General features: G+C 53.4%; 23 protein-coding genes and 1 rRNA gene. 10 read left to right on the top strand and 14 right to left on the bottom strand.

Features of this window, described 5'->3' with window-relative positions:
- Window positions 1-2,082 carry an ATP-dependent DNA helicase RecG gene (gene recG, locus B9Y90_RS21940; protein ID WP_176227894.1) on the top strand — a complete coding sequence of 694 codons (2,082 nt, stop codon included), beginning with the start codon at window positions 1-3 and terminating at the stop codon, window positions 2,080-2,082.
- On the opposite strand, the gene gltS is transcribed toward recG, so the two are convergent.
- The gene (gltS, locus tag B9Y90_RS21935; RefSeq protein WP_085542588.1) at window positions 2,079-3,281 is read right to left on the bottom strand and encodes a sodium/glutamate symporter; all 1,203 of its coding nucleotides are present in this window, start codon (window positions 3,279-3,281) and stop codon (window positions 2,079-2,081) included. The two genes, recG and gltS, sit on opposite strands and share 4 nt — an antisense overlap.
- 229 nt (window positions 3,282-3,510) lie before the next feature.
- On the opposite strand from gltS, the gene B9Y90_RS21930 reads away from it, so the two are divergent.
- Entirely contained in the window at window positions 3,511-4,902 is a 1,392-nt protein-coding gene (locus B9Y90_RS21930) for a nucleobase:cation symporter-2 family protein (RefSeq protein WP_039289135.1), read from the top strand.
- Between the two features lie 122 nt (window positions 4,903-5,024).
- Window positions 5,025-6,707, top strand: a complete 1,683-nt coding sequence (locus B9Y90_RS21925; RefSeq protein WP_085542587.1) for an AsmA family protein — start codon at window positions 5,025-5,027, stop codon at window positions 6,705-6,707.
- A 13-nt stretch (window positions 6,708-6,720) separates the two neighbouring features.
- On the opposite strand, the gene fabY is transcribed toward B9Y90_RS21925, so the two are convergent.
- From fabY to typA, 5 genes are all read right to left on the bottom strand, one after another.
- Window positions 6,721-7,662 carry a fatty acid biosynthesis protein FabY gene (gene fabY / locus B9Y90_RS21920; RefSeq protein WP_008457400.1) on the bottom strand — a complete coding sequence of 314 codons (942 nt, stop codon included), beginning with the start codon at window positions 7,660-7,662 and terminating at the stop codon, window positions 6,721-6,723.
- Between the two features lie 37 nt (window positions 7,663-7,699).
- Window positions 7,700-8,137: a D-aminoacyl-tRNA deacylase gene (dtd, locus tag B9Y90_RS21915; protein ID WP_008457399.1), complete on the bottom strand. Its 438-nt coding sequence runs from the start codon at window positions 8,135-8,137 to the stop codon at window positions 7,700-7,702.
- The gene (locus B9Y90_RS21910; RefSeq protein ID WP_039289133.1) at window positions 8,134-9,006 is read right to left on the bottom strand and encodes a virulence factor BrkB family protein; all 873 of its coding nucleotides are present in this window, start codon (window positions 9,004-9,006) and stop codon (window positions 8,134-8,136) included. Before B9Y90_RS21910 ends, dtd begins: the two co-directional genes overlap by 4 nt.
- Window positions 9,003-9,599 (bottom strand): glucose-1-phosphatase, encoded by a 597-nt coding sequence (gene yihX / locus B9Y90_RS21905; protein ID WP_039299067.1) that lies wholly within the window; start codon window positions 9,597-9,599, stop codon window positions 9,003-9,005. The genes B9Y90_RS21910 and yihX overlap by 4 nt, the downstream gene beginning before the upstream one ends.
- Window positions 9,600-9,747: 148 nt before the next feature.
- Window positions 9,748-11,571 (bottom strand): ribosome-dependent GTPase TypA, encoded by a 1,824-nt coding sequence (typA, locus tag B9Y90_RS21900; protein WP_039289131.1) that lies wholly within the window; start codon window positions 11,569-11,571, stop codon window positions 9,748-9,750.
- Window positions 11,572-11,947: 376 nt separating this feature from the next.
- Here typA and glnA point away from each other — a divergent pair, with 376 nt between their 5' ends.
- The 3 genes from glnA to glnG all read left to right on the top strand — a co-directional run bounded on the left by glnA (window position 11,948) and on the right by glnG (window position 15,968).
- Window positions 11,948-13,357, top strand: a complete 1,410-nt coding sequence (gene glnA / locus B9Y90_RS21890; protein WP_039289129.1) for a glutamate--ammonia ligase — start codon at window positions 11,948-11,950, stop codon at window positions 13,355-13,357.
- Between the two features lie 137 nt (window positions 13,358-13,494).
- The gene (gene glnL / locus B9Y90_RS21885) at window positions 13,495-14,544 is read left to right on the top strand and encodes a nitrogen regulation protein NR(II) (RefSeq protein WP_039289128.1); all 1,050 of its coding nucleotides are present in this window, start codon (window positions 13,495-13,497) and stop codon (window positions 14,542-14,544) included.
- An 8-nt stretch (window positions 14,545-14,552) separates the two neighbouring features.
- A complete protein-coding gene (gene glnG / locus B9Y90_RS21880; protein ID WP_039289127.1) occupies window positions 14,553-15,968 on the top strand; it encodes a nitrogen regulation protein NR(I) in 1,416 nt (471 codons plus the stop codon).
- Between the two features lie 46 nt (window positions 15,969-16,014).
- Here the strand turns inward: glnG and hemN are convergent, their stop codons facing one another.
- Both hemN and yihI read right to left on the bottom strand, forming a co-directional pair.
- Window positions 16,015-17,388 (bottom strand): oxygen-independent coproporphyrinogen III oxidase, encoded by a 1,374-nt coding sequence (hemN, locus tag B9Y90_RS21875; RefSeq protein WP_085542586.1) that lies wholly within the window; start codon window positions 17,386-17,388, stop codon window positions 16,015-16,017.
- A 190-nt stretch (window positions 17,389-17,578) separates the two neighbouring features.
- The gene (gene yihI / locus B9Y90_RS21870; protein ID WP_039289123.1) at window positions 17,579-18,094 is read right to left on the bottom strand and encodes a Der GTPase-activating protein YihI; all 516 of its coding nucleotides are present in this window, start codon (window positions 18,092-18,094) and stop codon (window positions 17,579-17,581) included.
- Window positions 18,095-18,543: 449 nt separating this feature from the next.
- On the opposite strand from yihI, the gene yihA reads away from it, so the two are divergent.
- Window positions 18,544-19,179: a ribosome biogenesis GTP-binding protein YihA/YsxC gene (yihA, locus tag B9Y90_RS21865; RefSeq protein ID WP_039289121.1), complete on the top strand. Its 636-nt coding sequence runs from the start codon at window positions 18,544-18,546 to the stop codon at window positions 19,177-19,179.
- A 120-nt stretch (window positions 19,180-19,299) separates the two neighbouring features.
- Here the strand turns inward: yihA and B9Y90_RS27685 are convergent, their stop codons facing one another.
- Both B9Y90_RS27685 and polA read right to left on the bottom strand, forming a co-directional pair.
- A complete protein-coding gene (locus B9Y90_RS27685) occupies window positions 19,300-19,347 on the bottom strand; it encodes a small protein SpfP (RefSeq protein WP_071892919.1) in 48 nt (15 codons plus the stop codon).
- A gap of 165 nt (window positions 19,348-19,512) precedes the next feature.
- A complete protein-coding gene (polA, locus tag B9Y90_RS21860; RefSeq protein ID WP_085542593.1) occupies window positions 19,513-22,299 on the bottom strand; it encodes a DNA polymerase I in 2,787 nt (928 codons plus the stop codon).
- 445 nt (window positions 22,300-22,744) lie between these two features.
- Between polA and B9Y90_RS21855 the strand changes: the two genes are divergently transcribed.
- Window positions 22,745-23,653: an acyltransferase gene (locus B9Y90_RS21855; protein WP_039289120.1), complete on the top strand. Its 909-nt coding sequence runs from the start codon at window positions 22,745-22,747 to the stop codon at window positions 23,651-23,653.
- 15 nt (window positions 23,654-23,668) lie between these two features.
- Here the strand turns inward: B9Y90_RS21855 and dsbA are convergent, their stop codons facing one another.
- The 3 genes from dsbA to B9Y90_RS21840 form a co-directional block, all read right to left on the bottom strand.
- Entirely contained in the window at window positions 23,669-24,292 is a 624-nt protein-coding gene (dsbA, locus tag B9Y90_RS21850; RefSeq protein ID WP_039289118.1) for a thiol:disulfide interchange protein DsbA, read from the bottom strand.
- Between the two features lie 27 nt (window positions 24,293-24,319).
- The gene (locus tag B9Y90_RS21845) at window positions 24,320-25,306 is read right to left on the bottom strand and encodes a serine/threonine protein kinase (protein WP_039289116.1); all 987 of its coding nucleotides are present in this window, start codon (window positions 25,304-25,306) and stop codon (window positions 24,320-24,322) included.
- A gap of 84 nt (window positions 25,307-25,390) precedes the next feature.
- Window positions 25,391-25,660, bottom strand: coding sequence for a YihD family protein (locus B9Y90_RS21840; RefSeq protein ID WP_039289114.1), 270 nt, complete (start codon window positions 25,658-25,660; stop codon window positions 25,391-25,393).
- Window positions 25,661-25,733: 73 nt separating this feature from the next.
- On the opposite strand from B9Y90_RS21840, the gene mobA reads away from it, so the two are divergent.
- Complete coding sequence (mobA, locus tag B9Y90_RS21835; protein ID WP_085542592.1) at window positions 25,734-26,315, top strand: molybdenum cofactor guanylyltransferase MobA; 582 nt, start codon at window positions 25,734-25,736, stop codon at window positions 26,313-26,315.
- Complete coding sequence (mobB, locus tag B9Y90_RS21830; protein WP_085542585.1) at window positions 26,300-26,824, top strand: molybdopterin-guanine dinucleotide biosynthesis protein MobB; 525 nt, start codon at window positions 26,300-26,302, stop codon at window positions 26,822-26,824. The genes mobA and mobB overlap by 16 nt, the downstream gene beginning before the upstream one ends.
- Window positions 26,825-26,914: 90 nt before the next feature.
- On the opposite strand, the gene rrf is transcribed toward mobB, so the two are convergent.
- Window positions 26,915-27,000, bottom strand: a 5S ribosomal RNA gene (gene rrf, locus B9Y90_RS21825); the annotation flags it as partial.

Genomic DNA, 27,000 nt, shown 5'->3' with positions numbered 1-27,000 from the left:
ATGAAAGGCCGCCTGCTGGATGCCATACCGCTAAGCACGCTTGCCGGAGTGGGCGCCAGCCAGAGCGGCAAGCTGGCCAAAATCGGCCTGCATACCATCCAGGATTTGCTGCTGCATCTGCCACTTCGCTACGAAGACCGAACCCATCTTTACGCCATTAACGACCTTCAACCAGGTCTGTACGCCACGGTGGAAGGCGAAGTGCTGAACAGCAATATCACCTTCGGCGGCCGCCGGATGATGACCTGCCAGATTAGCGACGGCACCGGCATCCTCACGATGCGTTTCTTCAATTTCAACGCCGCGATGAAAAACAGCCTTTCCGCCGGCAAGCGCGTGCTCGCCTACGGTGAAGCCAAACGAGGCAAATACGGCGCCGAGATGTTCCACCCTGAATACCGCATTCAGGGCGATCTTAGCACGCCGGATCTGCAGGAAACGCTCACGCCGGTTTACCCGACGACCGAGGGCATCCGCCAGGCCACGCTGCGTAAGTTGACCGATCAGGCGCTTGAGCTGCTGGATACCTGCGCGATTACCGAGCTCCTGCCCGCCGAACTTAGCCAGGGCATGATGAGCCTGCCGGAAGCATTACGCACCTTGCACAGACCGCCGCCGGACATGAAACTGGCCGATCTGGAAACCGGCAAACATCCCGCGCAGCAAAGACTGATCCTTGAAGAACTGCTTGCCCATAATTTGAGTATGCTGGCGCTACGAGCCGGGGCACAACGCTACCATGCTCTGCCTCTGGTGAACCACGACGAGCTAAAAAACCAGTTGCTTGCTGCCCTTCCCTTTAAGCCTACCGGGGCTCAGGAACGGGTGGTTGCAGAAATAGAGCGCGATATGGCGCTGGATGTGCCCATGATGCGTCTGGTGCAGGGCGATGTAGGCTCCGGTAAAACACTGGTTGCCGCACTGGCAGCCCTTCGTGCCATCGCACACGGCAAGCAGGTTGGCCTGATGGCCCCCACCGAGTTGCTTGCGGAACAGCACGCGAATAACTTCCGTCAGTGGTTTGAACCACTAGGAATCGAGGTAGGCTGGCTGGCCGGGAAGCAAAAAGGCAAAGCCCGAATTGCGCAACAGGAAGCCATCGCCAGCGGCCAGGTTTCGATGGTGGTTGGCACTCACGCTATTTTCCAGGAGCAGGTTCAGTTTGCCGGGCTGGCGTTGGTCATCATTGATGAGCAGCACCGTTTTGGCGTGCACCAACGCCTGGCGCTGTGGGAAAAAGGCCAGATTCAGGGCTTCCACCCACATCAGCTGATCATGACCGCAACGCCGATTCCGCGCACGCTGGCGATGACCGCCTATGCCGACCTCGACACATCCGTCATCGATGAACTACCGCCGGGACGAACACCAGTCACGACGGTAGCAATAGCAGACACACGCCGCAGCGAAATAATCGAGCGGGTACGCCACGCCTGTCGCGACGAAAAACGTCAGGCATATTGGGTTTGTACGCTGATTGAAGAGTCTGAATTGCTGGAAGCCCAGGCTGCAGAAGTGACCTGGGAAGAGTTAAAAACCGCCCTGCCGGAGCTTAACGTTGGCCTGGTACACGGTCGCATGAAGCCGCAGGAAAAACAGGCGGTGATGCAGGCCTTCAAGCAGGGTGAACTGCATCTTCTGGTCGCCACCACGGTGATCGAAGTCGGCGTGGATGTACCGAACGCCAGCCTGATGATCATCGAAAACCCTGAACGTTTAGGGCTTGCGCAACTCCACCAGCTGCGTGGCCGTGTTGGCCGTGGCGCAGTAGCCTCTCACTGCGTGCTGCTGTATAAATCCCCGCTATCCAAAACGGCACAGCTTCGCCTGCAGGTGCTAAGAGACAGCAACGATGGTTTTGTGATTGCGCAAAAAGACCTGGAGATCCGCGGGCCTGGCGAGCTGCTAGGGACTCGCCAGACGGGTAACGCAGAATTCAAGGTGGCCGACCTGCTGCGGGACCAGGGGATGATCCCGCAGGTTCAGCGCCTGGCGCGCCATATTCACGAACGCTATCCTGAACAGGCTAAGGCGCTGATCGAACGCTGGATGCCGGAAACCGAACGTTACTCCAACGCTTAAGCAAACAGCGGCAGCATCAGGAACAGCTTGATCACCACCGCATTCACGATGTCGATAAAGAACGCCCCCACCATCGGCACCACCAAAAATGCCATATGGGACGGGCCAAATCGCTCGGTAATTGCCTGCATATTAGCAATCGCCGTCGGTGTGGCGCCCATGCCAAACCCACAGTGACCGGCGGCCAGAACCGCTGCATCGTAGTTTTTGCCCATCAAACGCCAGGTGACAAAAATGGCGTACAGCGCCATAAACAACGTTTGTACGGCCAGAATAGCCAGCATCGGTAACGCCAGAGAGGCCAGTTCCCAAAGTTTAAGGCTCATTAACGCCATCGCCAGAAACAGCGACAGGCAAACGTTGCCCAATACGGAAACCGCCCGTTCGAAGACCCGATAGAAGCCCACGGCCGCAAGTAAATTACTAAGAATCACACCAATAAACAGCACGCAGACAAATGTCGGCAGCTCAAACGCTGTGCCCTGTAATAATCCCGCCACAACGCGCCCGGCCGTCAGGCAGATAGCAATCAATGCGATGGTTTCAATCAGCACCAAAGAGGTAATGACTCGCCCGACATCAGGCTTTTCAAACGCGCCGGGGATCTCGTTGTCTTCAGGCGCACCATTCGGTGTAGACGAATGTTTAACCAGGTAGCGGGCAACCGGGCCGCCAATTAAACCGCCCAGCACCAGGCCAAAGGTCGCACAGGCCATAGCGACTTCCGTCGCATTCTGGAAGCCATATTGCTCGGTAAAGAGTTTGCCCCAGGCTGCACCGGTACCGTGCCCACCGGACAACGTTATCGAACCTGCCAGCAGCCCCATCAGCGGATCGAGCCCCAGCATGCTGGCCATACCGATGCCAATAGCGTTCTGCATGATCAGCAGCCCAACGACGATAAACAGGAAAATCCCCACGACTTTCCCGCCCTTGCGCAAACTGGCGATATTGGCATTCAGGCCGATGGTGGCGAAGAAAGCGAGCATCAAAGGATCTTTGAGGCTCATATCAAACTCGATTTCCCAGCCCATGCTTTTTTTCAGGACAAGCAGGGCGATCGCCACCAGTAGCCCACCAGCTACGGGTTCAGGAATAGTGTATTTTTTGAGAAAAGGGACTGAGTGGACCATTTTACGCCCAAGAAGCAGGACTAACGTGGCGGCCACCAGAGTAGAAAGGGTATCAAGATGAAACATTGCAGTGCTCCTTTTATTGCGCATCGATCGGTCGCGCGCTTAATTATCCTTCGCTGTTATTTCCTTCATGGATGAAATCAGCCGGCACATTTTAACCAAAAAATGCGCCTTCGTTATAACTAATGCTCAATTTATGACATTTCGCTCTTATCATCCCAGACTAGCAATCGTTTGCTTTTACCGTTCAGTCCGTTAAAATCAGCGCTTTTCCAGCCATGAGATACCTCTGATGTCCGTCAATGCCGTAGAGTCAGAAAATGCGCAACCGGTTGCGCAGACTCATCCGAGCGAACTAATCTATCGCCTTGAAGATCGCCCGCCGCTTCCACAAACGCTTTTCGCCGCCTGCCAGCACCTGCTGGCGATGTTTGTGGCGGTGATTACCCCGGCTTTATTAATTTGCCAGGCCCTGGGATTACCGGCATCGGACACTCAGCACATTATCAGCATGTCTTTATTTGCCTCTGGCGTGGCTTCGATTATTCAAATCAAAGCCTGGGGCCCGGTAGGTTCAGGCCTGCTGTCGATTCAGGGCACCAGCTTTAACTTTGTTTCACCGCTGATTATGGGCGGTATGGCGCTGAAAAACGGCGGTGCGGACGTGCCGACGATGATGGCAGCGCTGTTCGGCACCCTGATGCTTGCCAGTTGCACAGAAATGCTGATTTCACGCGTGCTGCATCTTGCTCGCCGCATTATTACCCCTCTGGTTTCCGGCGTGGTGGTCATGATTATCGGTCTGTCCCTGATTCAAGTTGGGCTGACTTCTATCGGCGGTGGCTATGGCGCCATGGCCGATCATACTTTTGGCGCACCAAAAAATCTGCTGCTGGCGGGCGCCGTTCTGCTGGTGATAATCCTGCTGAACCGCCAGCGTAATCCGTACCTGCGCGTCGCATCCCTGGTCATCGCCATGGCCGTGGGTTATCTGCTCGCCTGGGCGCTGGGCATGCTGCCAGCCACGACTCAGGCCACGAACACCGACCTCATCATGGTTCCTACACCGTTGTATTACGGGCTTGGTATCGACTGGAGCCTGCTGATCCCGCTTATGTTGGTGTTTATGGTGACCTCACTGGAAACCATCGGCGATATCACCGCCACCTCCGACGTATCGGAGCAGCCTGTTTCCGGCCCGCTGTACATGAAGCGCCTCAAGGGCGGCGTGCTGGCAAACGGCCTCAACTCCTGCGTTTCTGCCGTGTTTAATACCTTCCCGAATTCCTGCTTTGGTCAGAATAACGGTGTCATTCAGCTGACCGGCGTTGCCAGTCGCTATGTCGGTTTTGTTGTCGCGTTGATGCTGATCGTGCTTGGTCTGTTCCCGGCTGTAAGCGGCTTCGTGCAGCACATCCCTGAGCCAGTTCTTGGCGGCGCAACGATTGTGATGTTCGGTACCATTGCCGCTTCCGGGGTACGTATTGTCTCCCGCGAACCGCTGAACCGCCGTGCGATTATGATTATCGCCCTGTCGCTCGCCGTTGGCCTTGGCGTGTCCCAGCAGCCGCTGATCCTTCAGTTCGCGCCTGACTGGCTGAAAACCCTGCTCTCTTCAGGCATTGCTGCCGGTGGGATCACTGCCATCGTGCTGAACCTGATTTTCCCGCCAGAAAAAGAATAATCCTCTCACGCGCCGGCAATGATTTTTTGCCGGCGCGAAATCTCCTTTGACAATCCCCTCCTTGAGCTACGCCGGTAAATCGGGCATAACACCCTTAGCGAAACTGAAAGGGGTGGAAGGCAATGAAATTCCTCGGAAAGCTGGTTCTTATCCTGTTGGGCCTTGTGATACTGGCGCTGGTTGCCTTTTACATCCTGCTGCAAACCCGCTGGGGCGCGGGCCAAATCAGCAGTTGGGTGAATGAAAAGACGAATTACCACCTCTCTTTCAATGAGATGGCGCATGACTGGTCTTCGCCCACCCATCTGGTGTTCCATAACGTTACTTTTGGCCGCGCCGGCCAGCCCGCTACGCTTGTAGCAAAGAATGTGGATATCGGCCTGAGTACGCGACAGTTCACCCAGCCTCTCTACGTTGACACCATTTTGCTCCAGCAAGGCACGCTGAACCTCAGCGCAAACGCCGTACCACTCCCACTCGAGGCAGATAGACTGCAATTGCAGGATATGGCTATTAACAGCCCTGATAGCGAGTGGGATCTCAGCGCCCAGCGCGTTGAAGGTGGTGTTTCACCCTGGCAGCCTCAAGCGGGAAAAGTGCTGGGGAATAAAGCGACTATTGCCTTCAGCGCTGGCTCATTGACGCTCAATGGCATCAACGCCAGCAACGTCCTGCTGCAGGGAAACCTGGATAATGAACAGGTCACGCTGACCACTATCGGGGCGGACGTTGCTCGCGGCTCGCTGACGGGCAATGCCCACCGCAATGCCGACGGCTCGTGGCAGGTGGGCAACCTGCGCCTCAATGACATTCGTCTGCAAACGGCAAAATCACTCACCGATTTTCTTGCGCCAGTAACATCTGTTCCCTCATTAACTATCGATCGCCTTGAAATAACCGATGCGCGGCTGGAAGGGAAAGAGTGGGCGGTAAGCGACCTCGCCCTTAGCCTGCGGAATCTGACGCTGGCAAACGGGGGATGGCAAAGCGATGACGGCCAGCTATCGATGAACGCCAGCGAATTCATCAATGGCTCGCTGCATTTGCAGGATCCGATCGTAAACGTCGATTTTGCCCCGGCAGGTGCCACACTCCGGCAATTTAGTTCACGCTGGGAGGGCGGCCTGGTTCGTGCTTCCGGGCAATGGTTACGCGACGGCAATCAAACGGTGATGGATGAAGTGGTCGTGGGCGGGCTGGAATACACACTCCCATCCAACTGGAAGACCCTGTGGATGGAGAAACTGCCTGACTGGCTGAACAGCGTCACGGTGAAAAAATTCTCCGCTAACCGTAATCTGATTATCGATATCGACCCGGCATGGCCATTCCAGCTCACCGGGCTGGATGGCACCGCAACAAATATCCAACTGGTACGGGATCATCAGTGGGGTATCTGGTCCGGCAATGCCTCGTTTAATGCCGCGGCCGCCACCTTTAACCGCGTTGACGTGCGGCGCCCGTCGCTGTCGCTAACGGCGAATCAGAGCCAGGTGGCGATAACGGAGCTAAGTGCGTTCGCGGGTGAAGGCTTACTGGAAGCCACGGCAAACGTGAGCCAGACGCCACAGCGAGCAGTGAGCGTTAGCCTGAAGGGCCAGAGCGTGCCGGTGAATGTGTTGCACGCCTGGGGCTGGCCTGCTCTGCCGCTGGAGGGGAACGGAAATCTGCAGCTTTCGGTGACCGGTCAGATGGCCGCAGGCAGTGCGCTGAAGCCCACCGTAAATGGTACCTTGCAGGCCACCAGCGCCAGTGGGCAACAGATCCAGCAGACTATGCGTAACGGAGATGTGCCCGGCGCGTAGCCTGCATCCTGACCTATTCCTCTTCGTTTCCGCCCTCTTCCAGAGGGCCGAACGGTTTAGCAGGCAGCACCAGGTAGACGCCCTCAAACACCGCACCGGGCGTGTCATTCCCGTAAAGCTCGACCTCAAGCGCTACACGAGCTTTGCGGCCCCGGGCCAGCCTGTCCAAATCACCACTCAGTGACCCGAGGTCGGCCGTTGCCCCCGGTTTTCCGGTGATCGGTTTGCTATAACGGATATGGGCATCGGCCAGAATAATCGTCCCGCCCAAATGACGCTCACGCAGCATCAGCCAGATAAGCCCCCAGCCGGTTAACGTGGCCAGCGAGAACAAACTCCCCGCGAAGAGCGTGTGGTGCGGGTTTTGGTTGCCCGTTTCCGGCATCGTGGTGATAAATTTTTGCCCAGTGTACTGCTGAATACGCACGCCCATTTTCTCGCTCAGCGGAATATGTTCGTACCACGCCTGTTGAAGCTGCCCACACCAGTCGCCCCGGTGAAGGATATCGTCAAGCGTGGCGACCGGCTTGATCATCAGGAAGTGGCGTACCGGCGTGGTTTGCGGGGTGGTAATTTCCCCCTGGTTCACAAAGCCAAGCTTGGCAAAAAACGGGACGGCATCTTCACGTGCGCTACAGGTTACGCGCTTAACGCCTTCCTGGCGCGCCACGGATTCCAGTGCCATAGCTACCAGCGTCCCTAAGCCTTTATCCTGCACCGACGGGTGAACCGCCATAAAGCGAATCGCGGCTTCATTATCGGCATTAATGTAAAGACGGCCCACGGCAACGGTATTTCCCTCTTCATCGACCACCATCTGGTGATGCGCCATTGCATCCCAGGCATCACGCTCTGAACCTTTTGGCTGGTGAAGCGGTTTACGCAACATTTCCCAGCGGAACTGATAATAACGATCTAGTTCTTCTTCTGTTTGTGGCACACGAAGGTGGTACATACATTATTCTCTCGTTGCGCGAGCCGGATGGCGAGGCTTACACCTGCAGCCAGAACGTCACCGGCCCGTCATTAATTAGCGAAACCTGCATATCGGCGGCGAATCGCCCGGTTGGGGCGTCGATACCTTGTTGTTTGCAGCGCTCGACAAAATATTCATAAAGGGCTTCGGCCTGCTGTGGCGCTGCGCCACCGGAGAAGCTCGGACGCATCCCGCGTTCCGTGTCAGCAGCCAGCGTAAATTGAGACACCACCAGCAGGCTGCCGCCCGCCTGCTGGACGTTCAGGTTCATCTTGCCCTGCTCGTCACTGAAAATTCGATACCCTAATACACGCTCGCACAGGCGATTCGCTTTCTGTTCGTTATCTTCTTTTTCGACACCCAGCAACACCAAAAGTCCGGGACCAATTTCACCCGTCACCTCACCCTCCACGGTGACGCTGGCACGGGTAACGCGCTGAATTAATGCAATCATTGTTCTTCCAGTTCTTCCTGCTCTGCAGCCTGTCGCAATTTACGGTAGTCGCCCAGCGAGGCGGTAATTTCCGCCCCCAGCAACACGATACACCAGGTCCAGTAGACCCAGACAAATAATATGGGGATCACCGCCAGTACGCCGTAAATCAGCTGGTAAGAAGGGAACATGGTGATATAGAGGGCAAAGCCCTTTTTGCCCAGCTCAAACAGTAACGCGGCAACCAGCGAGCCTATCATGGCGTCCTTTGCCCGAACGCTGGTCGTCGGCACCAGGCTGTAAAGCAGCCAGAACGCAAGCCAGGAAAGCAGCAGAGGGAAAATGCGCAGGACTTCATCAAGCATGCTGTTGAGTTCTGAGGCCCAGCGTAGAGAAAGGAGGTAAGAGCTTATTGCCAGGCTGGCCCCGGCCAACAGCGGGCCAAGCGTCAGGATCATCCAGTAAATAGCAAAGGAGTACACCTTCGGTCTCACGCGCTTACTGCGCCAGATGGTATTCAGCGCGCTGTCTACCGCATACATCAGCAGCAGCGAGGTGACGATCAGCCCAATGGCCCCCACCGCCGTCATTCTGTTGGAGTTCGCGACAAACTGTTCGATGTAGCGCTGAATCACGTCGCCGGTAGCGGGCATAAAATTGGCGAAGATGAAGTGGCGTAGCTGAACGCTGATATCAGCAAACATCGGAAATGCGGCAAACAGCGCAAAGACAACCGCCACCAGCGGCACCAGAGACAGCAATGACACATAGGCAAGGTTACCTGCCAGAGTCGTCATGTTGTCCTGGTCGATACGCTGCCACAGCAGTTTGCCCCAGGCCCAGAGCGGCCTGAGGCGATGTGCGGTTTTACGGGGCACGCTTTTGATCATCCCTGTTTAGCAAACCAGTCCGGGATAGTCTGCTTGTCGATCACCTGAATACTCGTGATGCCCAACGCTCGTGCACCGTGAATGTTGTCGGCATTATCATCGAAGAATACGGCCTGATCGGCAGAGAAGCCTTCTTCCTGCAGTACTTTAAGGTAGATTTCCGCGTCCGGCTTGCGCATCCCCATTTCCTGGGAGAGATAGATTTTGTCGGCCGACTGCGCCACTTCCGGGTATTCATCAGGCCAGAAACCGGTATGCAGGCGGTTAGTATTGGAAAGGACCACCACGCGATGTCCCTGCTCACGAAGCTTCTGCATGACGCCAATGGTCTCTTTGCGCAGGCCAATGAAAATCGCCTGCCAGCCTGCGGCAAACTGCTCGTAACTCAGCGCCACGTCCATTTCGTGGCATAAGCGTTCGGCAAACACTTCGTCCGTTATCTGCCCACGTTCATGCTGATGGAAGGTTTCTCCCATCGCGAAACTTTTCTGCAGGTTGGCTAACGGCACCCGGCTGTAATCGCTCCAGACGCCGAGCACGCGATTAAAGTCGATATCAACGATGACGTTACCTAAATCAAAGATATACAGCATGCGCACCTCCTTTCCGACATGGAGAAATAACTGTAGCGGGAAAGGCTGGCTTTGACTATCAGAGGAAGGCGAGGTTGCGCATTCTAAGGCAGAAATAAAAAAACCCCGCCTTTACAGGCAGGGCTTCAGCAGACTGCAGAAAAGAAACTTAAGCTTCTTTGCTACCACGACCCGCACGTTTACGGTCGTTTTCAGTCAGGTGGCGCTTACGAATACGCACGGACAGCGGGGTCACTTCTACCAGTTCGTCGTCATCGATGAACTCCAGAGCTTGCTCCAGGGTCATTTTCTGCGCAGGAACCAGAGTGGTCGCTTCGTCAGTACCGGAAGCACGCATGTTGGTCAGCTTCTTACCGGTCAGGCAGTTAACGGTCAGGTCGTTAGAACGACTGTGGATACCGATGATCTGGCCTTCGTAAACCTCAGCCCCGTGGCCCAGGAACAGCTTGCCGCGATCCTGCAGACCGAACAGTGCAAACGCAACCGCTTTACCCTGACCGTTGGAGATCAGCACGCCGTTCTGACGCTGGCCCACTTCGCCCTGACGGATATCGTCATAGTGGCTGAAGGTGGAGTATAGCAGACCGGTACCGGAGGTCATGGTCATGAATTCGTTACGGAAGCCGATCAGACCACGACTTGGGATAACGTAGTCAAGACGCACGCGGCCTTTGCCGTCTGGATTCATGTTTTTCAGGTCGCCTTTACGCTCACCGAGCGCCTGCATCACGGAACCCTGATGCTGCTCTTCAACGTCCAGAGTCACGTTCTCGAACGGCTCTTGTTTGCGGCCGTCGATTTCGCGGAAGATAACTTTCGGACGGGATACCGCCAGTTCGAAACCTTCGCGACGCATGTTTTCAATCAGAACGGACAGGTGCAGTTCACCACGACCGGAAACGCGGAATGCGTCCGCATCTTCGGTTTCTTCAACACGCAGCGCAACGTTGTGAACCAGCTCTTTGTTCAGACGATCAAGAATCTGACGAGAGGTTACGAACTTACCTTCTTTACCGCAGAACGGAGAAGTGTTGACGTTGAAGAACATGGAAACGGTTGGTTCATCTACGGACAGCGCCGGCAGCGCTTCAACATTTTGCGGGTCGCAAATGGTGTCGGAGATGTTCAGCTCGCCCAGGCCGGTGATAGCGATGATGTCGCCAGCTTCAGCTTCGGTAGACTCGATACGCTCCAGACCCAGGTGGGTCAGCACTTTACCGACTTTACCGTTACGGGTTTTCCCTTCGCTATCAATGATAGTGATCTGCTGGTTTGGCTTCACTTTACCGCGTTTGATGCGGCCGATGCCGATAACACCAACGTAGTTGTTGTAGTCCAGCTGGGAAATTTGCATCTGCAGTGGACCATCAAGGTCAACGCTTGGTGCCGGTACGCGATCAACGATAGCCTGGTACAGCGGGGTCATGTCTTCCGCCATATCAGTGTGATCCATACCCGCGATACCGTTCAGTGCGGATGCATAGATGATTGGGAAGTCGAGCTGTTCGTCGGTCGCATCAAGGTTAACGAACAGGTCAAAGACCTGATCCACAACCCAGTCAGGACGCGCGCCAGGGCGGTCAACTTTGTTGATAACCACGATCGGCTTCAAACCATGGGCAAACGCCTTCTTGGTTACGAAGCGCGTCTGCGGCATTGGGCCATCCATTGCGTCAACCACCAGCAGAACGGAGTCAACCATTGACATTACGCGCTCAACTTCACCACCGAAGTCGGCGTGTCCTGGGGTATCAACGATGTTGATACGGTAGTCATTCCATTTGATAGCGGTGTTTTTAGCGAGGATGGTAATCCCACGCTCTTTCTCCAGGTCATTGGAGTCCATCACGCGTTCAGTAGTTTCAGCACGCTCACTGAAGGTACCAGACTGCTGCAGCAGCTTATCAACCAGGGTAGTTTTACCGTGGTCAACGTGCGCGATGATGGCGATATTACGCAGATTTTCGATCACAACTTTGCCTCAGGCATTAGAAATAGCGCGTTATTGTACACGTATTAATCGAAGGACAGAACAGGATCACAAAGAACCTTTACAAACAATGCAGAAAGTAAGGGTTTGTGATCGCTTTCACGGAGCTAAAAAGGGAGCCATAACGTAAATTGCACCAATATGGTGCTCAGGTTTCATACTGAAGCACTATATTGGTGCAAATTATTCATCCTGGTGCAGCCCTTTTGCACTATGGTGCGCATGATAGCGCCTTTTTAGGGTGATTTAAAAGTTGGCACAGATTTCGCTTTAAACATTTTATGGCGAAAAGCCACATTAAGAAGTGTTTGATTACCTCGTTACCACGACGACTACACCAATCCGGGAGAGTTTAAGTATGTCCGCTGAACACGTTTTGACGATGCTGAATGAGCATGAAGTTAAGTTTGTTGATCTGCGCTTTACCGACACTAAAGGTAAAGAACAGCACGTCACTATTCCTGCTCATCAGGTAAATGCTGACTTCTTCGAAGAAGGCAAAATGTTTGACGGCTCCTCGATTGGTGGCTGGAAAGGTATCAACGAATCCGACATGGTGCTGATGCCAGATCCAACCACAGCGGTCATCGACCCGTTCTTCGCGGACTCTACCCTGATTATCCGCTGTGACATTCTCGAGCCAGGCACCATGCAGGGCTACGACCGTGACCCGCGTTCTATTGCAAAACGCGCTGAAGACTACCTGCGCTCTACCGGCATCGCAGACACCGTTCTGTTCGGGCCAGAGCCAGAATTCTTCCTGTTCGACGATATTCGTTTCGGCAGCTCTATCTCCGGCTCCCACGTTGCTATCGATGATATCGAAGGCGCATGGAACACCGGCACCAAATACGAAGGCGGTAACAAAGGCCACCGTCCAGCGGTGAAAGGCGGTTACTTCCCAGTGCCACCGGTCGACTCTTCTCAGGACCTGCGTTCTGCTATGTGTCTGACCATGGAGCAAATGGGCCTGGTTGTTGAAGCTCATCACCACGAAGTGGCGACCGCTGGTCAGAACGAAGTGGCAACCCGCTTCAACACCATGACCAAAAAAGCTGACGAAATTCAGATCTACAAATACGTTGTACACAACGTGGCTCACGCTTACGGCAAAACCGCGACCTTTATGCCAAAACCAATGTTTGGCGATAACGGTTCCGGCATGCACTGCCACATGTCCCTGTCCAAGAACGGCGTAAACCTGTTCTCTGGTGACAAATATGCTGGCCTGTCTGAGCAAGCGCTGTACTACATCGGTGGTGTTATCAAACACGCTAAAGCAATCAATGCCCTGGCGAACCCAACCACCAACTCCTACAAGCGTCTGGTCCCAGGCTACGAAGCTCCAGTTATGCTGGCTTACTCTGCCCGTAACCGTTCTGCTTCTATCCGTATCCCGGTTGTTGCGTCTCCGAAAGCACGTCGTATCGAAGTGCGCTTCCCGGACCCAGCGGCTAACCCATACCTGTGCTTCGCAGCGCTGCTGATGGCGGGTCTGGACGGTATTAAGAACAAGATCCACCCAGGCGAAGCCATGGACAAAAACCTGTATGACCTGCCGCCAGAAGAAGCGAAAGAGATCCCACAGGTTGCTGGCTCTCTGGAAGAAGCACTGAATGCACTGAACGAAGACCGTGAGTTCCTGACTGCGGGTGGCGTATTCACCGACGACGCTATCGATGCTTACATCGCACTGCGTATCGAAGAAAACGACCGCGTTCGCATGACTCCGCATCCGGTAGAGTTCGAGCTGTACTACAGCGTCTAATTGAAGTTGTTTTTTGTTGCCGTGGAAACTTTGGCCCATCTTCGGATGGGCTTTTTTCTCCATCGGATCCCTCTGTGACGCTGTTTTTTGTCACCCAAATACTATAATGCACTAAAACGGTGCACGGAGACTGCTGTATGGCAACTGGCGCGCTGCCCGATGCTGGGCAGATTCTGAATTCTCTCATCAACAGCATCCTGCTCGTGGATGACGAGCTGGCGGTTCATTACGCTAACCCTGCGGCTCAGCAATTGCTGGCGCAGAGTTCACGCAAGCTGTACGGCACACCGTTGCCGGACCTGTTGAGTTATTTCTCGTTGAATATAGGCGTCATGCAGGAAAGCCTGATGGCAGGCCAGGGGTTTACCGACAACGAGGTAACGCTGGTCATTGATGGCCGATCGCACATTCTCTCTCTGACGGCGCAAAAGCTTCCGGAAGGGTACATCCTGATGGAAATGGCGCCGATGGATAATCAGCGTCGATTGAGTCAGGAACAGCTGCAACATGCGCAGCAGATTGCCGCCCGAGATTTAGTTCGTGGCCTTGCGCATGAGATTAAAAACCCGTTAGGCGGCTTACGCGGCGCGGCGCAACTGCTGAGTAAAGCGCTTCCCGACCCGTCGCTGACGGAGTACACCAAAGTCATTATTGAGCAAGCGGACCGTTTGCGTAATCTGGTCGATCGCCTGTTAGGGCCTCAGCAGCCGGGCATGCACGTCACCGAGAGCATTCATAAAGTGGCCGAACGCGTGGTGAAACTCGTGTCGATGGAGCTGCCGGAGAACGTCACTCTTGTACGGGATTACGATCCAAGTTTGCCGGAATTTGCACACGATCCGGATCAGATAGAGCAGGTTTTACTGAATATCGTTCGCAATGCGCTGCAGGCTCTGGGTAGCGAAGGCGGCGAAATTATTTTACGCACCCGCACGGCTTTCCAGCTGACGCTTCATGGCTCACGCTATCGTCTCGCGGCACGCATAGATATTGAAGATAACGGCCCGGGTATCCCGGCACATTTGCAGGACACGTTGTTCTACCCGATGGTCAGTGGGCGAGAAGGCGGCACCGGGCTGGGTCTTTCCATAGCGCGTAGCCTTATCGACCAGCATTCGGGGAAAATCGAATTCAACAGCTGGCCTGGTCATACCGAATTTTCGGTTTACCTGCCTATTCGGAAGTAGAGGTCATTATGCAACGAGGGATAGTTTGGGTCGTTGACGACGATAGCTCCATCCGCTGGGTCCTTGAGCGCGCGTTAACCGGAGCCGGATTAAGCTGCACCACCTTTGAGAATGGCAATGAGGTGCTGGACGCGCTGGCGACCAAAACCCCGGACGTACTGCTGTCGGACATACGTATGCCCGGCATGGACGGTCTTGCCCTGTTAAAGCAGATTAAGCAGCGCCACCCGATGCTGCCAGTCATCATCATGACCGCGCATTCGGATTTAGACGCGGCCGTTAGCGCCTATCAGCAGGGGGCTTTCGATTATCTGCCAAAACCGTTTGATATCGATGAGGCGGTAGCGCTGGTTGAACGCGCTATCAGCCACTATCAGGAACAGCAGCAGCCGCGTAATGCGCCGGATAACGGACCAACGACCGACATCATCGGCGAAGCCCCGGCGATGCAGGACGTGTTTCGCATTATTGGCCGCCTGTCGCGCTCCTCTATCAGCGTACTGATTAACGGTGAATCCGGGACAGGCAAAGAGCTTGTGGCGCATGCATTGCACCGCCACAGCCCGCGGGTGAAATCGCCGTTTATCGCGCTCAATATGGCGGCTATTCCCAAAGATTTAATCGAGTCAGAGCTGTTCGGGCATGAAAAAGGGGCTTTTACCGGCGCCAACCAGATTCGCCAGGGGCGCTTCGAACAGGCTGACGGCGGCACGCTGTTTCTCGACGAAATAGGTGATATGCCGCTGGACGTTCAGACTCGTTTACTGCGCGTGCTGGCCGACGGCCAGTTTTACCGCGTGGGTGGCTACGCCGCGGTAAAAGTGGATGTGCGTATCATTGCCGCAACCCACCAGAACCTTGAGCAGCGGGTACAAGAAGGCAAGTTTCGTGAGGACTTGTTCCACCGCCTGAACGTGATTCGAGTTCACCTGCCTCCGCTTCGCGAGCGTCGGGAAGATATCCCGCGTCTGGCACGCCATTTCCTGCAAGTGGCCGCGCGCGAACTGGGCGTAGAAGCAAAACTGCTGCATCCGGAAACGGAAAATGCCTTAACGCGCCTCGCCTGGCCCGGCAACGTGCGCCAACTGGAAAACACCTGTCGCTGGTTGACGGTCATGGCGGCGGGTCAGGAAGTGCTGATTCAGGATCTCCCGAGCGAGCTGTTTGAAACCACAGTGACCGAAAGCGGTGGAGTCACTCAGACCAACCCGGACAGCTGGGCTATGCTGCTGGCGCAGTGGGCGGAACGAGCGCTACGCTCCGGTCATCAGGATCTGCTTTCTGAGGCTCAGCCGGAAATGGAACGCACGCTGCTAACCACTGCGCTGAGGCACACTCAAGGGCACAAACAAGAAGCAGCTCGTCTGTTGGGATGGGGCCGAAACACGCTGACTCGTAAGCTCAAAGAGCTGGGCATGGAATAGCGCTTTGCGAAAGGTTAAATAACGGCGGGGCTAAACCCCGCCGTTTTTATATCACACGCGAAAATTGCTGCAGACGCGCCTTTTGCCTCAGGTAGGCATCAAAACACATGCAAATGTTGCGAATAAGCAGGCGTCCCTTACCGGTAACCTGAATCCCCTGATCGCTGACCTCCACCAGCCCATCTTTCGCCAGCGGCGCCAGCAGGCCTAAATCCTCTGCAAAGTAATCCGCAAACGTCAGAGACCACATTTGTTCGATATCGGCAAAGTTCAGCTGGAAGTTGCAGATCAGCGCCTTGATAACATCGCGGCGAATGCAATCGTCCCGCGTGAGCGCCAGGCCACGCCACAGCGCATTGCCCTGCTCATCTACCTGCTGATAATAGCGCTTCAGCTCCTTCTGGTTCTGCGCGTAACAGTCGCCGATCATGCTAATGGCCGACACGCCAAGCCCCAGCAGATCGGTATCCCCCTGGGTGGTATACCCCTGGAAATTACGGTGTAGTTTACCTTCCCGCTGGGCAATCGCCAGTTCATCGTCCGGGCGGGCAAAGTGATCCATCCCGATAAACTGGTAACCAGACCCCGTCAGCGAGGCGATGGTTTCCTGCAGGATATCCAGCTTCTGCTGCGCGCTCGGCAAGTCAGCGTCTTTAATCTTGCGCTGGGCGGCAAATAGCGTCGGCAGGTGTGCGTAGTTGAAAACGCTGAGGCGATGCGGGCTTAGCTCGGCCACGCGCTTGAGCGTGAAGGCAAAGCTTTCCGGCGTTTGCTTTGGCAGGCCGTAAATCAGGTCAATGTTGGTGGAAGTAAACCCTAATGCCCGCGCGCGCTCGATCAGCGCGAAGATAAACTCTTCGTCCTGCTCTCGGTTGACGAGGCGCTGCACTTCTTTATTGAAGTCCTGAACGCCCATACTAAGGCGGGTAAAACCTTCCTGCCGAAGGTGGTCGAGCACATCCAGTTCAATTTCGCGCGGGTCAACTTCAATGGACAGTTCCGCGTCATCATTAAAATGGAAATGGCCACGCAACAGCGCCATCAGGCGGCTTATTTGCGCTTTGCTCAGATAAGTTGGCGTCCCGCCGCCCCAGTGCAGCTGGCTAACCTGTCGGCCCGCAAACAGCGGTGCACGGTGGATGATTTCCTGCTCCAGAGCATCGAGATACTGGTCGGCCTTGTGCTGCTGACGAGTCACAATTTTATTGCAGCCGCAGAAATAACAAAGCTTGTGGCAGAACGGGATATGCACGTAAAGCGACAGCGGCCGCTCCGGGTAACGGGCAACCGCCTGCAAAAATGCGGGTTCGCCAAAGGCTTCAGAAAACTCCAGCGCGGTTGGATAAGAGGTGTAACGCGGCCCTGAATAATTATATTTCTGGATCAGAGCCAGATCCCAGTCGATTAACTGCTCAGACATTCTCACTCCTTGCGGTGTTGTCGCCGGCGCCGACGAGGCGAAGCTGGCCCGCTCGTTCCACGAGCCATAACCCTTCGCCGCAGCGAATTCTGCAGCCGCGACAGCCGCCGTAGTTTAACGAATAACCACAGCAGATAACACACCAGCGGAATAACCATAATAAGAACAGGTAATCCCATAGGAGTAAACGTCAGTTACCGCCCTTCAGCAGACGCATCAAATCATCCGCTTTTTCTTCTTCTTCCTCTTCATCGTCTTCCCAGGCGATGCCGAGTTGTTCCATCAGCGCATCAATGCGATCGAGCTTCGCATCCACCCAGGACTGCTCTTCCTTGCTAAGGGTTTCGCCCGCTTCCAGACGCTCCAGCAGCCCATCCAGGCGCTCATCGTTTTCCAGCATATCCAGCTCAGCCTGTGGTGTTAGCATAGGTTTCTCGCTCTTCGGTTTGTGCTGTTTAGCGACCGGTGCTGCATCGGTTACGCCCAGTTGAATAGGTTTTTTACTGCCAATGCGAGGGTCTTTCGCCTGACCCGATGCTTTGCCGCCTTTTGCCTGGCTTTCGCCATTCGCACGGCTCCCCGCTGCGTGGCCGCGGTGTTTTTTCTGGCGCTTACGCTCACGCGCTTCCTGGTCGATCTCTTCGCGTGATTTACGGCGTGCTTTTGCCGGTTTTTTGCCTTGTGGTGCCGAGTTTGGTTGCTTCATGATAAGTCGTCTTAAGCCATTTTATTCAGTATAGAATTGCGGCGGAATCTAGCAGAAAGCAAGCAAAGAAAAAAGGCGACAGGTTAACCCGCCGCCTTTTTCTTATTCTGGCCCCCGTAAAGGAGCAAATATTCCATGTTAGCTTGAGACAACCCTGTCCTTCCCTCGCCGACACACTCACTTTACCGCTACGCTTGTCATTAACAAGATGGCCGTTCACGTTCACAACGCCCCGTACGATGAAGTAATCAGTTAATTATTTGAAAATAAAAAACTCTTGAACACATAGTGACTGATATTCACCGGGATATCTGCCATTTGCCATAGCAAATGGCTTACAAAATCAATCCACTCTGCTGTAAGCCTTCTGCTTCTGGCGAGAAACACGGCGTTTTCCGCTCGTTCAGGTATAATCCCCGGCAAATGCTTACCTGACGGAGACAACCGTTTTGAAAAACTGGAACTATCAACTGACTAAGTTCGTGCTCAGCGCACCGGACATTCGCCATCTGCCTTCTGATACCGGTATTGAGGTTGCTTTCGCAGGCCGCTCTAACGCGGGGAAATCCAGCTCGCTGAACACGCTGACCAATCAGAAAAGCCTGGCGCGTACCAGTAAAACCCCTGGCCGTACCCAGCTCATTAACCTGTTTGAAGTTGCCGAAGGCAAACGCCTGGTAGACTTACCTGGCTACGGCTACGCCGAAGTCCCGGAAGAGGTGAAACACAAATGGCAGCGCGCGCTGGGGGAATACCTGCAAAAGCGTAACAGCCTGAAAGGCCTGGTCGTGCTGATGGATATCCGCCATCCGCTGAAAGATCTCGATCAGCAGATGATTGAGTGGGCCGTCGCCAGCAATATCGAAGTCATGCTGTTGCTGACCAAAGCCGATAAGCTGGCATCGGGCGCGCGTAAAGCCCAGCTGAATATGGTGCGTGAAGCAATTCTGGCGTTTGGCGGGAATATCGAGGTTGAGGCGTTCTCTTCCCTGAAGAAAACCGGCGTTGATAAACTGCGTCTGAAGCTGGATAGCTGGTACAACGATCTTCCGCCGGCGGTGGAAGGGGAAGCGGCTGAAGAGTAAGCCATTCCTTCAAGGATCGTCTGCTCACTTTCAGTTCATAACGCGGCCCAGGCCGCGTTTTTCTTTTCTTTCGCGCAATAAAAAACGCCCCAGTCATTTCTGACTGGGGCGGCTAAATATTCAGCCAAATCCGATTACGTGAAGTAAAAGGTCTGAAAGATAGAACATCTTACCTCTGTACCCTACGCGAATAACTTTACTCCTTTTTAATCGCTCAAAAAAGCATTTTTTGTAGTTTTTTTTCACTTTTTGCATCACATTCTTGAAGCATCATCACAAAAAGCTATGACTTATGTTGCTTAGTTACAAAAACATGACCTGAGCAATTGCCTATTAATGCGCCTCATCCCAGTTTTTACCGCTGCCCACTTCCACCAGCAGCGGCACGTCGAGCTTCATGCTGCTTTCCATCAGCTCATGCACCTTTTTCGACACCGCTTCCACGTCATCTTTGTGCACTTCGAACACCAGTTCATCGTGCACCTGCATGATCATTTTCACTCGCGGCTTGTCTGTCTCCAGCCAGCTGTCGACGGCTATCATCGCGCGCTTGATAATATCGGCGGCGGTACCTTGCATCGGGGCGTTAATCGCCGCACGCTCCGCGCCGGCACGACGAGCGCCGTTGCTGGAATTGATGTCCGGCAGGTAGAGACGGCGGCCATCCAGCGTTTCTACATAGCCCTGATCTTTCGCCTGAGCACGCGTACGCTCCATATACTCCAGCACGCCCGGATAACGCTCGAAGTAGAGATCCATATACTTCTGGGACTCTTTGCGCGGAATATTGAGCTGGCGGGAAAGACCAAAGGCGCTCATGCCGTAGATCAGACCAAAGTTAATTGCCTTCGCGCTGCGACGCTGCTCACCGGTGACGCTTTCAAGCGGCAGACCAAACACTTCTGCGGCTGTGGCGCGGTGGATGTCTTTTCCTTCGGCAAAAGCGCTTAACAGACCTTTATCGCGAGAGAGATGAGCCATGATGCGCAGTTCAATTTGCGAGTAGTCCGCAGAAAGAATCACGTAATCTTCAGGCGCAATAAAGGCCTGGCGAATACGACGCCCTTCTTCGTTGCGCACAGGAATGTTCTGCAGGTTAGGATCGGTCGAAGATAAACGCCCGGTGGCCGTGACCGCCTGGTGATAAGACGTATGCACGCGCCCGGTTATCGGGCTAATCATCAGCGGTAACTTGTCAGTGTAGGTGGATTTCAGCTTCGCCAAACCACGGTATTCCAGGATCACTTTCGGCAGCGGGTAATCCAGAGCCAGCTCTTCAAGCACCTCTTCGGACGTCGACGGCGCGCCGCCCGGCGTTTTCTTCAGCGGCTTAATACCCTGTTTTTCAAAGAGAATGGTTTGCAGCTGCTTTGTGGAAGAGAGGTTGAATTCTTCTCCGGCGATTTCATGAGCTTTGAGTTCAAGCTCGGCCAGGCGCTTAGTCAGCTCACCAGAATGCGCGTGCAAAATAACCGGGTCGATTTTCACGCCATTGCGTTCAATGCGCGAAATCACCGGCACCAGCGGCATTTCGACGTTTTTAAAGATGTTCAACGGGCCCGCAACCTTCTCGAGCTTCGGCCACATCTTCAAATGCAGCTGCAGGGTGACGTCGGCATCTTCTGCCGCATAGCGCCCGGCAGTTTCCAAATCGATCTGGTTAAAGGTCAGCTGTTTTTTGCCTTTGCCGGCAATCTCTTCAAACGAGATGGTTTGGTGCTTCAACCAGCGATCGGCCAGACTGTCCATATCATGGCGGCCTGCGACGCTGTCCAGCGTGTAAGATTCCAGCATGGTGTCAAAAGCGATGCCCCGCAGCTCAATGCCATAGTTCTGCATGATGCCACGATCGTATTTCAGGTTTTGCCCGACTTTCAGCGCTTTCTCGTCCTCCAGCAGCGGCTTAAGTAGCTCCAGCGCGCGATCGCGAGAAATTTGCTCTGGCGCATCGAGATAGTCATGTGCAACGGGGATATAGCAGGCCACGCCCGGTTCGGTGGCAAAGGAAAGCCCCACCAGGTTCGCGCTGACGTTGTCCAGACTGTCGGTCTCGGTATCAAACGCAAACAGCGGCGCTTTTTTCAGCCGCTCAATCCATTCAAGCAGTACGCTCTCATCCAGGACAGTGACGTAATTGTCATAAGAGAGCTGGCTGGCTGGCACTTCAGGCTCGGCTTCAACCTCAGCGGCTTTCTGCGGCTGCGCGGCCGGTTTGGCTCCTTTAGCCTGCATCCATTTACCGGCTTCTACGTCGGTTATCCAGCGCTTAAATTCGTACTGCTTGAAGAGTGTCAGCAGTTCCTCTGCCGCCGGTTGCTGGACTTCAAGCTGCTCACAGCCCAGCTCCAGCTTAACGTCGGTCTTAATGGTGGCGAGCTTATAGGAGAGATAAGCCAGCTCTTTGCTTTGCTCTAGCTTAGCTGCCATGGTTTTCGCACCACGGAAGGTAAGTTCGGCAATTTTTTCAGGGTGGGCGTAAAGCGTGTCCAGCCCACCCAGCCCCTGAAGCAGTGCCTGAGCCGTTTTTTCACCCACGCCCGGTACGCCAGGAATGTTGTCCGAAGAGTCACCCATCAGCGCCAGGAAGTCGATAATCAGCTCCGGAGGTACGCCGTATTTGGTCAGTACCTCTTCCGGCCCAAGGATGGTATTGGTCATGGTGTTAATCAGCGTCACGCCCGGCGTCACCAGCTGCGCCATGTCTTTATCACCGGTACTGATCAGCACCGGGCGACCGGCTTTTTCAGCCTCCAGCGCCAGCGTACCAATAACGTCATCGGCTTCAACGCCTGAGACGGCCAGTAAAGGCAGCCCCATCGCTTTAACCATCGCGTGCAGAGGCTCAATCTGCGCTCTGAGATCGTCCGGCATTGGGGGACGGTGCGATTTATAGTCCTCAAACAACTCATCACGGAACGTTTTGCCTTTGGCATCAAACACCACGGCAGCGTGCGTCGGCTGGTATTGCAAAATCAGGCTACGCAGCATGTTCAGCACGCCGTACATCGCCCCTGTTGGCTCGCCACGGCTGTTCGTCAACGGTGGGAAGGCGTGATATGCCCGATAAAGATAGGAAGAGCCATCAACGAGGATAAGCGGGTTGTCTGCGATCTGGACCATAATGTTCCGTTCCATGCCTGTGATTAATGTATTGCTAAAGGATGCCATAGCCTGGCCAAAAACATGAACTATTGGGCGCAATATGCTGAAAAGAATTCCAGGATCGGGAGATCCTGCGTGAGATCGTTTTTGTGGATAACTTTGTGTATATTTTTTTAACTAACTAATTTCATGGCATTATCTCTATCACACCATCATTAAATATATTTTAATTTCAGTAAGTTAAATGAATGCTGGTTTGGACTCGATGAATTAACTAACGATCGTTTGATGTGGATATATACTCAGACGAGTAAGAAACGATGGGCCATTGTTCTACCCATAAATGCGATTCATGAAAATCCTGTTCATTTGGCGAGTCGTCATTATAGGTTTTCTGATAAAATCCGCCTCTTATTGCCGCTAATACCAGCATTCCATATACCCTAACCAGCAAAAATTACCTATGTCGAGATTACTCGCTGCGATCACATTGGTGTTAAGTATTGCACTCACTATTTTGGTCACGATCGCCTGCTCTGTACCTATCATTTTGGCCGGGATCGTTAAGCTCATGCTGCCCTTTCCGGCGATATGGCGCTCGATCTCGGTATTTGCTGACTTCATGATGTACTGCTGGTGTGAGGGGCTCGCACTGCTGCTGCGCCTCAATCCTCACTTGAAATGGGATGTCGAGGGATTAGAGGGGCTGAATAAAAAGAACTGGTATCTGTTAATCAGCAACCATCAGAGTTGGGCAGATATCGTGATCCTTTGCGTGTTATTCCGCAAACATATTCCCATGAACAAATATTTTCTTAAGCAGCAGCTTGCCTGGGTTCCTTTTATGGGACTGGCCTGCTGGGCGCTGGATATGCCGTTTATGAAACGCTATTCAAGAACTTATTTGCTGCGTCATCCGGAACGCAGGGGTAAAGATGTCGAAACGACACGTCGCTCCTGTATGAAGTTTCGTGCTCACCCTACCACGATTGTGAATTTTGTTGAGGGCTCGCGCTTCACCACCGAGAAAAAGGGACAGACTCGTTCGCCGTTTAACTATCTGTTGCTGCCGAAAGCGGCCGGTATAGCGATGGCAATGAATGTGCTTGGCAAACAGTTTGATAAGATGCTGAACGTCACGCTGTGTTACCCGGAGAATAATCAACTGCCGTTTTACGATATGCTTTCAGGGAAAATGACAAAAATCGTTGTACGCGTCTCTTTAGTGCCTATTACGGAAGAACTGCATGGAGATTATGTTAACGATAAAAGCTTTAAGCGTCGTTTTCAGCTCTGGCTAAATACGCTGTGGAGCGAGAAGGATAAGCAACTGGAAACGCTACTCTCTGGGGATAAAAAAGCCGGTCAATGACCGGCTTTTTTAATCTTATTTCTTCTCAACCAGGTATTTCACCGTGTCAGCATACTGCTGCACGAAGATATCCATACTGCTGGTGTCCATGCCCTGCATGTTCAGCTGATATTTGCCGTTAACGTACATAGCCGGTACGCCCTGCAGCTGAAGATCGGCTGCCGCTTTCTCTTGTTGAGCAACCAGAGATTTCACCACAAAGCTGTTCCAGGCCGCATCGTACTCTTCCGGTTTTACGCCTGCATCGATAAACACTTTGCGGATATCGGCATCATTCTGCACGGTTTGTGTTTTCTGAACGGCTTCGAACATTGGGGAGGAGATTTTATCTTCTACGCCGAGAGCCATTGCAACAGCCCAAGCCTGAGTCAAATCTTTGCCTAATGGGCCAAGGAACTCAACGTGGTACTTGGTCATTTTGGTGCCTTCAGGCAGCTTTTTCTTCACGTTGTCAGACACATGAAGAACCTGTTCAAACTGGTAGCAGTGTGGGCAGTAGAACGAGAAAAACTCTAATACCTGCGGCTCACCGGCAACCGGCTTATCCAGAGTGATAAACTGTTTACCGTCGGTAAACTGTGCTGCAGAGGCGCTAAATGCCAGGATCATGCCCGCCAGCGCCAGCCAAATCTTCTTCATAATCAACTATCTCCTGAATTTTACTGATTAATACATTGGCGTTAATTGTAATGGAGGTTCTCGTAGAACCCGGACCTGCTCTGTAAAAGTTACAGTCTGCCTTCTCCAGAAATCCTCTTCACTAAACCACGGGAAATTTCGGGGGAATGCGGGATCATCCCAGCGCCGCATTAGCCACGCGAGATAATAGACGATACGCATGGCACGCAACGGTTCAATCAGGGTTAGCTCGCCGGTATCAAATGACGAAAACTCTTCGTAAGCTTCAATAATGGTTTCTAGCTGCATCCGCTGTTCGGCCTTATCGCCATTAAGCAGCATCCAGATATCCTGCACAGCTGGGCCATTACGAGCGTCATCAAGGTCAACAAACAGCGGCCCGTCGCGCCAGAGGATATTGCCAGGGTGGCAATCGCCGTGCAGGCGCAGGGGTTCAAAATCAGTGTGCCAGGTGCGTTTAACTTCCTCTATCAGCGCATCCGTTGCCGCCAGAAAATCTTTCTTAAGGGCACGGGGAATAAGCTCGCTATATTCAAATAGCTCGCGTGGCTGGAAGAGATACTCCTCCAGGCCAAAGGTTGGGCGATGCTGAAAGAGCTGCTGGCGACCCGTTTGATGAATGCGGCCAAGATAACGGCCCACCCATTCCATCTGGTCGATGTTATCGGTTTCGTATTGTCGCCCTCCCAAACTAGGAAACACGGCAAACATAAACCCTTGATGATGAAGAAGAGTCTTTCCTGCAAAGTGAAGAGGGGCAGCTAAAGGCACCTCATCGGCCTGCAGTTCCAGCGCAAATTGATGCTCTTCTTCAATTTGCGCTGCTGACCAGCGATGAGGGCGATAAAACTTCACGACAAAACGTTGGCGCTCTTCATCCTGGAACTGATAAACGCGGTTTTCAAAACTGTTTAACGGCGTCAGTCCCGAATCCACCCGAATACCCTGTTCAAAAAGAGCATCGAGGATAGTATCCGGATGTAGAGTCTGGAAATTAAATGCGCTGTCTGTCATCCCGGCAACCGGAAGTAAATACGAATGCTTCAGGATAACATTTCAAAGCCTCTTAAGTGTTTCGGCTTACAAGCTTTTACTCTTTTATTCCTTAATGACACCACGAGCGCGCAGCAGTGCCGTTTTGAAGTCTTCTTCATAATCCTTTTTAAGGCCCGGGATCGCATCATCTTTTGCAGAATCGCGCATTTTCAGATGGTAGATCAGTACATCATCAGTGAGATCGGCCAGTTCACCGCGATAGCCTGACTCAGCAGCCAATTTCTGCAAGAATTGTATCAGGTTAAGATCTGGCTCTTTCTGCCATGCGGGCTGAAGCAGTTCAAGAAGTTCGTTCAGGCGCTTACATTTCATGTTGGTGTTCCTTATCGCATGTGAAAGGCAACACGTTAGCAGGCTAAAACCCACATTAAAAGAGGCGATATTCGTGCAGCGATTAACAGAAGTCACCGGCGTTGTGTTAGCCGGCGGCAAGGGAAGCAGAATGGGCGGCACTGATAAGGGATTGGCCCTGCTTAACGGCCAGCCACTTTTCCAGCACGTCCTCACTGTATTAAAACCACAGGTAGGCGATGTTGTAATCAGTGCCAACAGGAACCTTGAGATCTATCAGCAAAGCGGAATTTCGGTTATTCAGGATTCAATGAGTGATTATCAGGGGCCTTTGGCCGGTATGTTAGCCGTGGTGGAACAAACTGAAAGTGAGTGGCTGCTATTCTGCCCTTGCGATACCCCCAATATTCCCACCGATCTTGCCTGCAAACTTTGGCAAGCGCGTGGTAACACGTTGGCAATCTGGGCCAATGATGGGCAACGAGATCATCCCGGAGTAGCCTTGCTTCATCGTTCGCTTTGCTTGCCATTGAGAGAATATCTGCTCGCTGGTGAAAGGCGAGTGATGCAATTTTTACTCAGTGTTGACGGGCATTCAGTCTCTTTCGATGGCCAGGCAAGCTGTTTTACCAATATAAACACTCTCGACGAGCTTTCACGATGGCAGAAAAAGTAATAGTACCACCGCTACTGGCAATTGCGGCCTGGAGCGGGACAGGAAAAACCACATTGCTAAAGCAGCTAATCCCATTGTTACTCGCTAAAGGCATCAGGCCTGGACTCATTAAGCACACGCATCATGATATGGATGTGGACAAACCTGGGAAGGATAGCTATGAACTCCGTAAAGCTGGCGCCGCTCAGACCATTGTCGCCAGCCAAAAACGCTGGGCGTTAATGACGGAAACACCAGAAGAGCCGGACCTTGACCTGCATTACCTTGCCTCAAGGATGGATAACCGCAAACTGGATTTAATTCTGATTGAAGGGTTCAAACACGAGCCTGTCGCTAAGATTCTTTTATTCAGGCAGGAAACTGGTCATAAAGCTGAAGCATTAGAGATCGATCCCTGCGTTATAGCTGTGGCTAGTAACGTACCCTTGGCCATTTCCGTACCCGTATTGGATATTAATAATACAGAAGGGATTGCTGATTTCATCTATGAGTGGGCAAAACAGCAATAACGGGCTGAAAAGATACCGCTTGCGACGTTTTTAAAATCTGTAAAAAGCAAAAAACCCCGGCCTTTCGGTCGGGGTTAATGCTAATTTGATGCCTGGCAGTTCCCTACTCTCGCATGGGGAGACCCCACACTACCATCGGCGCTACGGCGTTTCACTTCTGAGTTCGGCATGGGGTC

The sequence above is a fragment of the Cedecea sp. NFIX57 genome (assembly GCF_900177785.1).
Lineage (GTDB): Bacteria > Pseudomonadota > Gammaproteobacteria > Enterobacterales > Enterobacteriaceae > Cedecea > Cedecea neteri_C.
Note: the sequence above shows the minus strand (reverse complement) of the source record. Positions and strands in the feature narration are given on the sequence as shown.

Bases quoted from the DNA above. Each gene is read 5' to 3' on its own strand.
- recG (WP_176227894.1), top strand. From the start codon at position 1: ATGAAAGGCCGCCTGCTGGATGCCATACCGCTAAGCACGCTTGCCGGA.
- gltS (WP_085542588.1), bottom strand. From the start codon at position 3,281: ATGTTTCATCTTGATACCCTTTCTACTCTGGTGGCCGCCACGTTAGTC.
- B9Y90_RS21930 (WP_039289135.1), top strand. From the start codon at position 3,511: ATGTCCGTCAATGCCGTAGAGTCAGAAAATGCGCAACCGGTTGCGCAG.
- B9Y90_RS21925 (WP_085542587.1), top strand. From the start codon at position 5,025: ATGAAATTCCTCGGAAAGCTGGTTCTTATCCTGTTGGGCCTTGTGATA.
- fabY (WP_008457400.1), bottom strand. From the start codon at position 7,662: ATGTACCACCTTCGTGTGCCACAAACAGAAGAAGAACTAGATCGTTAT.
- dtd (WP_008457399.1), bottom strand. From the start codon at position 8,137: ATGATTGCATTAATTCAGCGCGTTACCCGTGCCAGCGTCACCGTGGAG.
- B9Y90_RS21910 (WP_039289133.1), bottom strand. From the start codon at position 9,006: ATGATCAAAAGCGTGCCCCGTAAAACCGCACATCGCCTCAGGCCGCTC.
- yihX (WP_039299067.1), bottom strand. From the start codon at position 9,599: ATGCTGTATATCTTTGATTTAGGTAACGTCATCGTTGATATCGACTTT.
- glnA (WP_039289129.1), top strand. From the start codon at position 11,948: ATGTCCGCTGAACACGTTTTGACGATGCTGAATGAGCATGAAGTTAAG.
- glnL (WP_039289128.1), top strand. From the start codon at position 13,495: ATGGCAACTGGCGCGCTGCCCGATGCTGGGCAGATTCTGAATTCTCTC.
- glnG (WP_039289127.1), top strand. From the start codon at position 14,553: ATGCAACGAGGGATAGTTTGGGTCGTTGACGACGATAGCTCCATCCGC.
- hemN (WP_085542586.1), bottom strand. From the start codon at position 17,388: ATGTCTGAGCAGTTAATCGACTGGGATCTGGCTCTGATCCAGAAATAT.
- yihI (WP_039289123.1), bottom strand. From the start codon at position 18,094: ATGAAGCAACCAAACTCGGCACCACAAGGCAAAAAACCGGCAAAAGCA.
- polA (WP_085542593.1), bottom strand. From the start codon at position 22,299: ATGGTCCAGATCGCAGACAACCCGCTTATCCTCGTTGATGGCTCTTCC.
- B9Y90_RS21855 (WP_039289120.1), top strand. From the start codon at position 22,745: ATGTCGAGATTACTCGCTGCGATCACATTGGTGTTAAGTATTGCACTC.
- dsbA (WP_039289118.1), bottom strand. From the start codon at position 24,292: ATGAAGAAGATTTGGCTGGCGCTGGCGGGCATGATCCTGGCATTTAGC.
- B9Y90_RS21845 (WP_039289116.1), bottom strand. From the start codon at position 25,306: ATGACAGACAGCGCATTTAATTTCCAGACTCTACATCCGGATACTATC.
- B9Y90_RS21840 (WP_039289114.1), bottom strand. From the start codon at position 25,660: ATGAAATGTAAGCGCCTGAACGAACTTCTTGAACTGCTTCAGCCCGCA.
- mobB (WP_085542585.1), top strand. From the start codon at position 26,300: ATGGCAGAAAAAGTAATAGTACCACCGCTACTGGCAATTGCGGCCTGG.